The 12,707-nt window shown below is 44.4% G+C and carries 15 protein-coding genes; 14 read left to right on the forward strand and 1 reads right to left on the reverse strand.

Annotated elements, in window-relative coordinates; genetic code table 11:
• Positions 1-137: 137 nt before the first annotated feature.
• From deoB to lysA, 14 genes are all read left to right on the forward strand, one after another.
• A complete protein-coding gene (gene deoB / locus AXI57_RS10755; RefSeq protein ID WP_035175196.1) occupies positions 138-1,322 on the forward strand; it encodes a phosphopentomutase in 1,185 nt (394 codons plus the stop codon).
• 12 nt (positions 1,323-1,334) lie between these two features.
• Positions 1,335-2,150: a purine nucleoside phosphorylase I, inosine and guanosine-specific gene (locus AXI57_RS10760; RefSeq protein WP_061670055.1), complete on the forward strand. Its 816-nt coding sequence runs from the start codon at positions 1,335-1,337 to the stop codon at positions 2,148-2,150.
• A gap of 140 nt (positions 2,151-2,290) precedes the next feature.
• Positions 2,291-3,460, forward strand: coding sequence for a D-alanyl-D-alanine carboxypeptidase family protein (locus AXI57_RS10765; RefSeq protein WP_003325571.1), 1,170 nt, complete (start codon positions 2,291-2,293; stop codon positions 3,458-3,460).
• Between the two features lie 94 nt (positions 3,461-3,554).
• The gene (spoIIAA, locus tag AXI57_RS10770) at positions 3,555-3,908 is read left to right on the forward strand and encodes an anti-sigma F factor antagonist (RefSeq protein ID WP_010789112.1); all 354 of its coding nucleotides are present in this window, start codon (positions 3,555-3,557) and stop codon (positions 3,906-3,908) included.
• Positions 3,905-4,345 carry an anti-sigma F factor gene (spoIIAB, locus tag AXI57_RS10775; RefSeq protein WP_003325573.1) on the forward strand — a complete coding sequence of 147 codons (441 nt, stop codon included), beginning with the start codon at positions 3,905-3,907 and terminating at the stop codon, positions 4,343-4,345. Before spoIIAA ends, spoIIAB begins: the two co-directional genes overlap by 4 nt.
• Positions 4,346-4,356: 11 nt before the next feature.
• Positions 4,357-5,124 (forward strand): RNA polymerase sporulation sigma factor SigF, encoded by a 768-nt coding sequence (gene sigF / locus AXI57_RS10780; RefSeq protein WP_003325574.1) that lies wholly within the window; start codon positions 4,357-4,359, stop codon positions 5,122-5,124.
• A gap of 132 nt (positions 5,125-5,256) precedes the next feature.
• Complete coding sequence (locus tag AXI57_RS10785; protein ID WP_061670246.1) at positions 5,257-5,877, forward strand: stage V sporulation protein AA; 621 nt, start codon at positions 5,257-5,259, stop codon at positions 5,875-5,877.
• Complete coding sequence (locus AXI57_RS10790; RefSeq protein ID WP_003325576.1) at positions 5,867-6,292, forward strand: stage V sporulation protein AB; 426 nt, start codon at positions 5,867-5,869, stop codon at positions 6,290-6,292. Before AXI57_RS10785 ends, AXI57_RS10790 begins: the two co-directional genes overlap by 11 nt.
• A 12-nt stretch (positions 6,293-6,304) precedes the next feature.
• Positions 6,305-6,757: a stage V sporulation protein AC gene (gene spoVAC, locus AXI57_RS10795; protein WP_061572924.1), complete on the forward strand. Its 453-nt coding sequence runs from the start codon at positions 6,305-6,307 to the stop codon at positions 6,755-6,757.
• A gap of 12 nt (positions 6,758-6,769) precedes the next feature.
• Positions 6,770-7,786, forward strand: coding sequence for a stage V sporulation protein AD (gene spoVAD / locus AXI57_RS10800; protein WP_003325578.1), 1,017 nt, complete (start codon positions 6,770-6,772; stop codon positions 7,784-7,786).
• Positions 7,786-8,136: a stage V sporulation protein AE gene (spoVAE, locus tag AXI57_RS10805; RefSeq protein ID WP_003325579.1), complete on the forward strand. Its 351-nt coding sequence runs from the start codon at positions 7,786-7,788 to the stop codon at positions 8,134-8,136. Before spoVAD ends, spoVAE begins: the two co-directional genes overlap by 1 nt.
• A 7-nt stretch (positions 8,137-8,143) precedes the next feature.
• Entirely contained in the window at positions 8,144-8,734 is a 591-nt protein-coding gene (gene spoVAEA / locus AXI57_RS10810; protein WP_061670056.1) for a stage V sporulation protein SpoVABEA, read from the forward strand.
• Positions 8,706-10,187 (forward strand): spore germination protein, encoded by a 1,482-nt coding sequence (locus tag AXI57_RS10815; protein WP_061670057.1) that lies wholly within the window; start codon positions 8,706-8,708, stop codon positions 10,185-10,187. The genes spoVAEA and AXI57_RS10815 overlap by 29 nt, the downstream gene beginning before the upstream one ends.
• 122 nt (positions 10,188-10,309) lie before the next feature.
• A complete protein-coding gene (gene lysA, locus AXI57_RS10820; protein ID WP_010789105.1) occupies positions 10,310-11,629 on the forward strand; it encodes a diaminopimelate decarboxylase in 1,320 nt (439 codons plus the stop codon).
• Positions 11,630-11,660: 31 nt separating this feature from the next.
• Here lysA and AXI57_RS10825 read toward each other — a convergent pair whose 3' ends face one another.
• Entirely contained in the window at positions 11,661-12,560 is a 900-nt protein-coding gene (locus AXI57_RS10825) for a DUF1002 domain-containing protein (protein WP_003325584.1), read from the reverse strand.
• Positions 12,561-12,707 lie beyond the last annotated feature (147 nt).

A 12,707-nucleotide genomic window follows, 5' to 3' on the forward strand; every position in this document is an offset into this window, starting at 1 on the left:
CTTTAAGGGAAACTGAAAATAATAAAGTTTCTCACTATTTTGCTTTACATTGCAAATGGGAATGTAAACGGTTTATACTTGAGTTGTCAGACCTCTAAACGATACAATGGACGTATAGAAAAAAAGGAGGCTTTATGATGCCTGCATACAATTATAATCGTGTGTTTTTAATCGTAATGGATTCTGTCGGAATCGGCGAAGCTCCGGATGCCGCCGATTTTGATGATAAAGGAGCAAATACGCTCGGACATATTGCCGAGCACATGAATGGCTTACATATGCCTCATATGGCAAACCTCGGGCTCGGTCTTATCGGCGACATTCAGGGCGTTGAAAAAACGGAGAGTCCGCTTGCGTATTACGGCAAGATGAAAGAAGCTTCAAACGGCAAAGATACAATGACAGGACATTGGGAAATTATGGGTCTTTATATTGATAAACCGTTTAAAGTTTTTCCGGAAGGATTTCCTGATGAATTGATTCAGGAACTTGAAAAGAGATCAGGACGCAAAATCATTGGAAACAAGCCGGCGTCCGGCACTGAAATTTTAGATGAGCTTGGCAAAGAGCATGTTGAAACCGGCGCGCTTATTGTCTATACTTCAGCGGACTCTGTGCTGCAAATTGCCGCTCATGAAGAGGTTGTGCCGCTGGATGAGCTGTACAGCATTTGTGAAACGGCAAGAGAGCTGACGCTTGATCCAAAATACATGGTCGGCCGGATTATCGCTAGACCGTTTGTCGGCGAACCCGGAAACTTTAAACGCACGCCAAACCGCCATGACTATGCGCTTAAACCGTTTGAGAGAACTGTTATGAACGAACTGAAAGACAGCGGGTTAGATGTGATCTCCATCGGCAAAATTTCTGATATTTATGATGGCGAAGGAATTACTTCATCCAGAAGAACAGTGTCCAATATGGATGGCATGGACAAGGTGATTGAAACACTTGACGAAGAATTCACCGGAATCAGCTTTGCGAACCTTGTTGACTTTGATGCTTTGTACGGACACCGCCGCGACCCTGAAGGCTACGGACGCGCTTTGGAAGAGTTTGACGCCCGTCTTCCTGAAGTTTTTGAAAAAATGAAAGAAGACGATGTGCTGATTATCACAGCCGACCACGGGAATGATCCGGTTCATCACGGAACAGATCATACGCGGGAATATGTGCCGCTGCTCGTATACAGCAAAAAGCATCAAAAAGCGCAAAAGCTGCCGCTAGCAGATACATTTGCCGATATCGGCGCAACAATTGCCGATAATTTTCACACGAAAAAACCGAAATACGGAAAAAGCTTTTTATCATTATTACAGTAGGGGGACGTCTTCTTGAAACAAAAGATCGAACAAGCTGCCGCTTTTATTAAACAACATGCTCCGCAATCTCCTAAGATCGGTCTGATTTTAGGGTCCGGCCTTGGCATTTTGGCCGACGAAATTGAGGGGGCTGTCAAACTAAAATATGAGGACATACCGGATTTTCCGGTTTCCACAGTTGAAGGGCATGCCGGACAGCTTGTGTTCGGAACCCTTGAAGGCGTTTCGGTTGTTGCGATGCAGGGCCGCTTCCATTTTTACGAAGGCTATTCAATGGATAAAGTGACCTTCCCGGTGCGCGTCATGAAGGAGCTTGGAGTGGAAGCGCTCATCGTGACCAATGCGGCCGGAGGCATTAATACAGCATTCCGCGCGGGAGATTTAATGATTATTACAGATCATATTAACTTCATGGGTACCAACCCTCTAATCGGGCCGAATGAAGCTGACTTTGGCGTCAGATTTCCCGATATGTCATCTGCTTATGATAAAGACCTTTCACAACTGGCTGAAAAAATGGCGCAAGAGCTTCAGATTCCCGTTCAAAAAGGCGTATACACGGCTGTGACCGGGCCTTCCTACGAAACACCTGCGGAAGTGCGCTTTTTAAGAACGCTCGGTTCAGATGCTGTCGGCATGTCAACAGTTCCAGAGGTGATTGTGGCAAAACATGCGGGGCTCCGGGTCCTCGGCATTTCCTGCATCTCCAACGCAGCTGCCGGAATACTGGATCAGCCTTTGTCGCATGATGAAGTAATGGAAGTGACAGAAAAGGTGAAAGCCGGATTTTTACAGCTCGTAAAAGCGGTTATCGCAAAATATAAATAAGTTCAATAAGTAAGACAGCTGTTTCAAAGGAAGCAGCTGTCTTTTTTATGTTCAGATTGTGAATGATTTTCCATTCATGGTGTATAAAACCATGCCTCTTGGAAAAAATAAAAGAGATTATGAAATGGAGGGCTTTGGAGATGAAACGTCTGATATCCACTTTATTGATTGGTATTATTTTGCTTACCCTAACACCGTCCGCTCTTGCCGAAAAAGACGGAAAACATACATCAGAACTTGCTCATGAAGCGAAGTCTGCTGTACTGATTGAGCGTGACACAGGCAAGGTTCTTTACAATAAGAACAGCCACGAAAGGTTAGCGCCTGCAAGCATGACCAAAATTATGACGATGCTCTTAATTATGGAAGCGTTAGACAAAGGCAAGATCAAGATGAGCGATAAGGTCAGAACAAGTGAATACGCCGCTTCAATGGGAGGGTCGCAAATTTTCCTCGAACCCGGCGAAGAAATGACCGTAAAAGAAATGCTGAAAGGCATAGCCATTGCTTCAGGAAACGATTCTTCCGTTGCGATGGCAGAATATATATCTGGCTCTGAAGAGGAATTTGTTCAGAAGATGAACAAAAAAGCCAAAGAGCTTGGTTTAAAAGATACAACCTTTAAAAATCCGACCGGACTGCCTGAAAAAGGACATTACAGCTCAGCGTATGACATGGCAATGATGTCCAAAGAGCTATTGAAATACGATAAAATCACCGCTTTTACAGGAACGTATGAAGATTACTTGCGGGAAGATACAGATAAAAAGTTTTGGCTCGTCAACACAAACAGGCTGATCAAATTTTACCCGGGCGTTGACGGCGTAAAAACCGGATATACAGGAGAAGCGAAATATTGCCTGACCGCTTCTGCTAAAAAAGGAAATATGAGGGCGATTGCAGTCGTTTTCGGCGCGAGTACACCGAAGGACCGGAACGCACAAGTTACCAAAATGCTTGATTATGCTTTCAGCCAATATGAAACCCACCCTATGTATAAACGAAATGAAACCGTTGCCAAAGCAAAGGTCAAAAAAGGCAAGCAGAAAACGATCGAACTCTCTACATCTGAACCGATCTCGCTCTTAACGAAAAAAGGCGAGGATACGAAACATGTAAAAAAAGAAATTAAAATGAAAGAACAGATCACCGCTCCGATTAAAAAAGGCGATGTGCTTGGAACGCTTATCCTGAAAAAAGACGGGGAAGTGTTGGCTGAAAGCCCGGTGACAGCTAAAGACGATATGGAAAAAGCCGGATTTTTGACATTTCTCAAACGCACAATGGGAGATTGGACAAAATTTAAGTAATTATGCCGAATCGCCACTAGTTTTGTCACGGTGAAGGAATTGCCCCTGATAAAATCGAAACACTCATTATCCGATTAATCAAGGAGGAATGAGCATGAGCCTTGGAATTGACTTCCATGTCAAAGAAACCGTGCTTTGTATTCGATTAACAGGCGAGCTCGATCATCATACGGCAGAGTCCCTTAAACAAAAGGTCGCCAAGTCATTGGAAGCTGAAGACATCCGTCATATTGTGCTGAATCTAGAGGATCTTTCTTTTATGGACAGCTCGGGTCTTGGCGTTATTTTAGGCAGATACAAACAAATCAAACAGATTGGCGGGGAGATGGTTGTCTGTGCGATCTCACCTGCAGTGAAACGGCTGTTTGATATGTCGGGCCTTTTTAAAATTATCAGATTTGAACAATCTGAACAGCAGGCGCTGCTCACACTGGGGGTGGCATCATGAAAAACGAGATGAACATTGAATTTTCCGCTCTCAGCCAAAACGAGTCGTTCGCCCGGGTGACAGTCGCTTCATTTATAGCCCAGCTCGATCCGACAATGGATGAATTGACTGAAATTAAAACTGTGGTATCAGAAGCGGTGACAAACGCGATCATTCACGGTTACGAGGAAAATTGCAACGGAAAAGTCTACATTTCGGTTACGTTAGATGATCATGTGGTGTACTTAACCATTCGTGATGAAGGGCTCGGTATTACAGATCTCGACGAAGCGCGCCAGCCGTTATTTACGACAAAGCCTGAGCTCGAGCGTTCAGGAATGGGCTTTACGATTATGGAAAACTTTATGGACGATGTCAGTGTTGATTCATCACCTGAAATGGGGACGACGATACGCTTAACAAAGCACTTATCAAAAAGCAAAGCGCTTTGTAATTAAGGAGATTTGTTATGGATGTGGAGGTTAAGAAAAACAGTAAAAACGCGCAGCTGAAGGACCACGAAGTCAAGGATTTAATTAAAAGAAGCCAAGACGGCGACCAGCAGGCAAGAGACCTCCTCATAGAAAAAAACATGCGTCTTGTATGGTCAGTTGTTCAGCGATTTTTAAACAGAGGCTATGAGCCTGATGACCTTTTTCAAATCGGATGTATCGGGTTATTAAAATCAGTTGATAAATTCGATTTATCGTATGATGTCCGTTTTTCCACATATGCCGTCCCCATGATCATCGGTGAAATTCAGCGTTTTATCAGAGATGACGGAACCGTAAAAGTGTCTAGATCTTTAAAAGAGCTCGGAAATAAAATTCGGCGTGCGAAAGATGAACTGTCTAAAACATACGGAAGAGTGCCGACCGTTCAAGAGATCGCGGAGCACTTGGAGATTGATGCGGAGGATGTCGTACTCGCTCAAGAAGCCGTGCGCGCCCCTTCATCCATTCATGAAACAGTGTATGAAAACGATGGAGATCCAATCACGCTGCTCGATCAAATCGCCGATCACTCGGAAGAAAAGTGGTTTGATAAAATCGCGCTCAAAGAAGCGATCAGTGATTTGGAAGAACGGGAAAAGCTCATCGTTTATCTCAGGTATTATAAAGACCAAACCCAATCAGAGGTTGCTGAACGGCTTGGGATATCGCAAGTGCAAGTATCAAGGCTTGAAAAGAAAATCTTAAAGCAGATTAAAGTTCAAATGGACCATACAGAAAGCTAGCCTTTTCATAAGGCTAGCTTTTTTATGTTGAAAAGAGATTGGTGGTAATTTATGGTCTTTCGGTGCGGATGAATGATAAAACAATCGAACCACATACTACATATATAACCACCCGAAAGATGGTGACCCATGTTGGAACGACGCATATTTATCAGACTCCGCCACCGGGTGCTGGCACATCCGGGTGATATCATCACAGTCGGACATACAGCACAAATTGAAGGACAGCATCAGCTGAAAAAACGGCTGTCAGCCTTGCCCCTTTACCAGGTGAGCAAAAAAGATAAAAACATCGTGATCCTGGATATCATAAAAGTGCTGAAAGCCATCCATAAAACTGATCCGACGCTCGATGTCCAAACGGTTGGAGGAGCGGAGACCATTGTCGAGATTCAATATAAAAAAAGGCGATTATCCGGCGTTCTCTTTATTGGCGTTTGGATGCTTCTATTCATCGGGTCTTGTCTTGCGATTATGAATTTTCATGAAGATGTGAGCATGAGAGATGTTCATATTGCGTTATATGAAATGATTACCGGAGAGCGGAATGAATATCCGTATCTTCTACAGATCCCGTACAGCATCGGTCTTGGTTTGGGCATGATCATCTTTTTTAATCATGTTTTTAAAAAGCGCCTTAACGAAGAGCCAAGCCCGCTTGAAGTTGAGATGTTTAATTATCAGCTTGATCTCGATGAATATGTGGCGATGAATGAAAATCAAGAAACGACAAAGGACTTGCATGATCGTTAGTATTTTGTTCGTTATGTTTGTCGGGCTTGGGGGCGGCTTAACGGTGGGGGCTGGATTTGTCGCATTTCTCACTGTTATGGGGATTATTCCGCGACTCATGCAGCTGACCAAAACCATGCGATTTATTCAGGCCTATGAAGGTGCTGTTATATTAGGCGCTGTTTATGGAGGCTGGGAAACGCTGCACATGAATCATCTCTTTTTGTCAAAATGGCTCGCGGTCCCGGTCGGGCTGCTTGCCGGTGTATTTATCGGTATGCTTGCGGCCGCCCTGACGGAAGTGTTAAACGTTTTGCCTATTTTAGCAAAACGAATCGGCCTAGGCAGCAAAATCATCATTCTTATCATGGCCATAGTATTTGGCAAAATAGCGGGATCTTTGTTTCATTGGCTGTATTTTATCCATCATTTTTAAGGAGGTTCCTTCATGTCTAATTTAAAAGAAAATTACAAATCAAAAGTTAAAACATATCAGCCGAAGCCGCCGTACATATGGAACTGCGTAAAAGCCTTTCTAGTCGGCGGTTTGATTTGCATGATTGGTCAAGCCTTGCAAAATTTCTACATCCACTTTTTTGATTTTAATGAAAAAACCGCGGGTAATCCGACTGCGGCAACATTGATCTTACTTTCCGCCTTACTTACCGGTTTTGGCATTTATGATAGAATCGGACAGTTTGCCGGAGCGGGATCTGCTGTTCCGGTCACAGGCTTCGCCAACAGTATGGCAAGCGCCGCGCTTGAACATAGAAGCGAAGGGCTTGTGCTCGGTGTTGCGACAAACATGTTTAAACTCGCCGGAAACGTCATTGTGTTTGGGGTTGTGGCAGCTTATATTGTCGGAATGATTCGGTTTGCTTTTGAAAGAATGTTTTCATAGGAGGAGAAGGAAATGAAATTAACTGGAAAGCAAACCTGGGTGTTTGAACATCCCATATTTGTGAATTCAGAAGGAACGGCAGTGGGGCCTAAGGAAAAAGACGGCCCGCTTGGATCTTTATTTGATAAAACCTATGATGAAATGCATTGTAATCAAAAAAACTGGGAAATGGCAGAACGGCAGTTAATGGAGGATGCGGTCAGCTCTGCTTTGCAAAAAAACAATTTGCAAAAAGACGATATCGACCTGTTTCTCGCTGGAGATCTCCTCAATCAGAATGTTACGGCGAATTACGTGGCGAGACATCTGAAAATCCCGTTCCTTTGTATGTTTGGAGCGTGCTCAACATCCATGGAAACCGTCGCTGTTGCATCTGCCCTGATTGATGGAGGGTTTGCGAACAGAGCGATTGCGGCGACAAGCAGCCATAATGCAACCGCAGAAAGGCAATTCCGGTATCCTACGGAGTACGGCGGCCAAAAACCGGATACGGCAACTTCGACAGTTACAGGAAGCGGGGCTGTGGTTATCAGCCAGACGCCGAGTGAAATCCAAATCACAAGTGCCACCGTCGGAAAAGTAAGCGACCTTGGCATTACCGATCCGTTTGATATGGGATCGGCTATGGCACCTGCCGCGGCCGACACGATCAAACAGCACTTGAAGGATATGAACCGGACTGCTGATGATTATGATCTTATTCTGACAGGCGACCTCTCAGGCGTCGGTTCGCCTATTGTCAAAGATTTGTTAAAAGAAGAAGGGTTTTCTCTCGGGACAAAACATGATGATTGCGGGCTTCTCATTTATACGCCGGACCAGCAGGTATTTGCGGGTGGAAGCGGCTGTGCCTGCTCCGCTGTAGTCACGTACACCTATATTTTTAATCAGCTAAAAGCGGGAGAACTCAACCGCGTTTTGGTCGTAGCGACCGGTGCGCTGTTAAGTCCGACGATGATACAGCAAAAAGAATCTATCCCGACGATTGCCCATGGTGTTGTATTTGAGCGTGCAGGAGGTGCATCGTAATGGACTATCTTCTTGCTTTTGTGTGCGGAGGCGCAATCTGCATTATCGGCCAGATCTTATTAGATGTTTTCAAATTAACGCCGGCTCACGTGATGACATCCTTTGTTGTAGCCGGCGCCATATTGGACGGATTTGGAATTTATGATAAATTTATTGAATTTGCAGGAGGGGGCGCTACTGTTCCTATCGTCAGCTTTGGCCACAGCCTTCTGCATGGCGCTATGCATCAGGCGCATGTACACGGCTTTATCGGCATCGGAATGGGGATTTTCGAACTGACATCTGCGGGAATCTCAGCCGCCATTTTATTCGCTTTTCTTGTAGCCGTTATTTTCAAACCGAAAGGATAATGCCGACATGACGACAAAACGGAAGGTCATACTTGTTACTGACGGGGATATCTATGCTGCTAAAACCATCGAATATGCAGCCGCGCAAGTGGGAGGGCGCTGCATTTCGCAATCAAAGGGCAATCCTTCGGTCAGGAGCGGGGCGGAATTAGTGAAAATGATTCATTCGGCCCCGAATGACCCGGTATTTGTCATGTTTGATGACTCCGGTCTGCAAGGAGAAGGACCGGGGGAAACCGCTCTGAAATATGTTGCCTCCTATCCCTCAATAGAAGTGCTCGGTGTCATAGCGGTTGCGTCTAAGACCCATCAGGCTGAGTGGACAAAGGTCGATGTAAGTATTGACCGGGATGGAGAATTAACCGAATTTGGAGTGGATAAAATCGGGATGAGGGAATTTGATGAGCACAGAATGAGCGGAGACACCGTCTATTGTCTTGATAAACTCGATGTCCCGCTTATTGTCGGTATCGGAGATATAGGAAAAATGGGCAGAAAAGACGATATCAGCAAAGGATCGCCGATTACCATGAAAGCTGTCGAGTATATTTTAGAAAGGAGCGGGTATCATGGCGGACAAATCGAAAGAGAAAATTAGAGTATACCGAGATCCTTCAAAAAATGAAGCGTATTATAAAAACAGGGTCGGCATGGGAACAAGCTATGATGTCGGTGTCCGCAAACTTAATATATTAGACCGGGAAGTTCAGCTTTATTATCTGAATGGACTATGTGATACAGCTTATATTATTCATTTGATGAGAGAACTTTTAGCCATTAATAATCGCAAAGAGGATTCAGATGAGTTAATAAACATTGTGGAAAACAGATTGCTGAATGCACAGGTAGAAAAAGTTGAAACATTGGACGAAGCAACAGATCAAGTCTTATCCGGATTGATTGCCGTTATTGTTGAAGATGCGGGCTTTGCATTTATCATTGATGTAAGGAGTTATCCCGGGCGGATGCCGGAAGAGCCTGATACAGAGAAGGTTGTTCGGGGCGCCAGAGACGGATTCGTCGAAAATATCGTCGTCAACACGGCTTTGATCAGAAGACGGATCAGGGATGAGCGTCTTCGTATTAAAATGACAAAAGTCGGTGAACGTTCAAAAACCGATATCAGCATTTGCTATATTGAGGATATTGCAGACCCCGATTTGGTCAGCATCGTCGAAAAAGAAGTTGAATCTATTGAGATTGACGGTTTAACGATGGCTGATAAAACAGTAGAGGAATTTATGGTGAAACAGCGCTATAATCCGTTTCCGCTTGTCCGTTATACGGAAAGGCCAGATGTAGCTGCCAATCATATACTTGAAGGTCATGTCATTGTAATTGTGGATACGTCACCAAGCGTTATTATTACCCCGACGACCATTTTCCACCATGTACAGCATGCTGAGGAATACAGACAAGCTCCCTCTGTCGGCACGTTTCTCAGATGGGTCAGATTTTTTGGCATTTTATCATCGACCGTATTGTTGCCGCTTTGGTTCTTGTTTGTCCTCGATCCATGGCTTCTGCCTGATAGACTTGATTTTATCGGATTAAACAAAAATACTCATATCCCGATTGTCCTTCAAATTTTCTTAGCGGACTTAGGTGTTGAATTCCTCAGAATGGCAGCCATTCATACTCCGACCGCTTTGTCTACAGCCATGGGGCTGATTGCGGCAGTCCTGATCGGTCAGATTGCGATTGACGTCGGCCTCTTTTCATCGGAAGTTATTTTGTATGTCTCGCTTGCCGCTATCGGCACTTTTACAACACCGAGCTATGAATTGAGCGTGGCGAACAAAATGGCCCGCCTATTGCTGTTGGTATTTGTTGCTTTATTTCATGTGAAAGGATTTGTAATCGGATTGACATTGCTCATTATTTCAATGGCAAACATCAAATCCCTTCAAACCCCTTATTTATGGCCGTTCATTCCTTTTAACGGAAAGGCATTATGTCAGGTGCTTGTCCGCACGGCTGTCCCTGGTGAAAAAGTCCGGCCGAGCATTGTCCACCCTAAAAATCGTGAAAGGCAGCCTGACAATTCATAATCACATTGAAACCGACTGAAGATTATGATATTGTATGTCTTAACTTATATGAGAACTACTAGGGAAGGGCCTTTCAAAACGGTCCTTTTCACCCATAGGCGGACCAGAAAGAGGGAATGACATTGTTTTTACATGGGACATGCAGACAAAATCAGCACGGTCATTTGGAAATCGGAGGCGTGGACGCGCTTTATTTAGCGGAAAATTACGGCACTCCTCTTTATGTATATGATGTGGCTTTAATACGTGAGCGCGCTAAAAGCTTTCAACAGGCGTTTACTGCTGCCGGGTTAAAAGCGCAGGTCGCTTATGCGAGCAAGGCATTTTCTTCAGTCGCGATGATTCAGCTGGCGCAGGAAGAAGGGCTGTCATTAGATGTGGTTTCCGGCGGAGAGCTGTATACCGCGATTTCGGCTGGATTTCCGGCGGAACGCATACATTTTCACGGGAACAATAAGAGCAGGGAAGAGCTGCAAATGGCACTTGAGCATCATATCGGCTGTATTGTCGTTGACAACTTTTATGAAATCTCATTAATTGAAGAACTGTGCAAAGAGTCTGGTTACACTGTTGATGTTCTGCTCCGGATTACCCCGGGTGTAGAAGCGCATACACATGATTACATCACGACAGGCCAAGAAGATTCAAAATTCGGTTTTGATCTGAATAATGGCCAGACAGAACGGGCGATTGAACAGATTCTGCCTTCAAACCACATCCGTTTGCTTGGTGTGCATTGCCATATCGGTTCGCAAATTTTTGACACAGCCGGTTTTGTATTGGCCGCGGAAAAAATCTTCACGAAACTGGATGAATGGAGAGAATCATATTCCTTTATCTCGAAAGTGCTGAACTTAGGCGGCGGATTCGGAATCCGTTATACAGAAGAGGATGAGCCGCTGCCGGCAACAGTATACGTGGAGAAAATTATCGAAGCTGTAAAAGCAAACGCTGAGCGGTATTCTTTTTCCATTCCTGAAATCTGGATTGAACCGGGACGTTCACTTGTCGGAGACGCGGGGACAACACTTTATACAGTAGGGGCACAAAAAGAAGTACCCGGAACCCGCCGGTACGCAGCGGTCGACGGAGGCATGAGCGACAATATCCGCCCCGCGCTTTATCAGGCGAAGTATGAAGCGATTTCAGCCAATCGGATTGAAGAAGAGCATAATACAACGGTTTCCATCGCCGGAAAGTGCTGTGAGAGCGGAGATATGCTGATCTGGGATATTGATCTTCCTGAAGTAAAAGCGGGCGACCTTCTCGCGGTATTTTGTACAGGCGCATACGGCTACAGTATGGCGAACAATTACAATCGTATTCCAAGGCCCGCTGTTGTGTTTGTAGAAGACGGGGAAGCCCATCTTGTCATTAAAAGAGAAACATATGAAGACATTGTCAAATTAGATTTGCCCTTTAAAACGAAAGTAAAGCAATAAAAAAAGCGCCGGAATTTCGGCGCTTTTTTCTTTATCCGTTGGAGTTTGACTCGCTGCCGCCGGTGAAGATGGAGACAATCGCATTCCAGATGGATACAAAGAAATCAATAACTTTCTGAATAAAACCTTTTCCTTCATCTGAATCAAGGAACTTTGTGATTTTATCTTTTGCTTTATCAAGCTGATCGCCGACTTGGCCCCAGTCAATATTGACATTTTTCATCTTATTAAACAGGGAAACCAATTGATTTTTCTGGGCATCTGTCAGCGTGACGTTCAATTCAGATGCCGCGTCATCCACTTTCTTTTCGATGTCAGCTTTATTATCGGGTACGCCGTTTTTAGCGAAATCTTCTTTTATTTTTGCGATAAGGGCAGAAGCATTCTTATCACCAATGTCATTGCCAAGTTTTGACGTCGTTACAAGCTCTTCATTTGCCACTTGTTTAACATCCTCAGAAATTGCTTCATCAGAAGAGACTTCATAAGCTTTAATCAGGCCGGTTAAAGCGGCTGTGCCAGACACTTCAAAAGGAGCCGTTACATAAACTTTGGCATCCTTAACACCGGCTGTCATAAGCGCATTTAAGTACATTTCATCCGTAATTGTATCGATATTGTGCGTCTCAACGTTTAACCCGGAACCTTTTTTCGCGATGGTAATGGAAGATGAAGAAATCGCTCTTGTGCCGATTTGCGCCCTTGGTATATATTTTCCTAAGTATTCGTGCTCTTCTTTATTAGTCACGGTTACTTTTGTCGCGTTATCAGGAGCATTCATTTCATCAAGGACTTTTTGCCGATTTTCATTCGATAAATCCGCTCCAAGCGTGACAATTACATCTCCTACCGCCGCATCGGCGAGACTGACTTTCGGAATCGTCAGCAGCAAAACAAACGCTGCAAGCATTCCAATCCAAATTTTCTTCAAAGCAGTTTGACCTCCTTCATTTCACAAACGGCGTAATATCTCCTTTTGTGAGAAGCTGCATCCATTATAATAAATGCAGCTACGAAAGTATAGACGGCTCAAATAACATTCAAGTTTCATTTTATTGCAATTATGGGCGATAGATTC

Origin of the sequence: Bacillus atrophaeus (genome assembly GCF_001584335.1) — a bacterium.
GTDB lineage: Bacteria > Bacillota > Bacilli > Bacillales > Bacillaceae > Bacillus > Bacillus atrophaeus.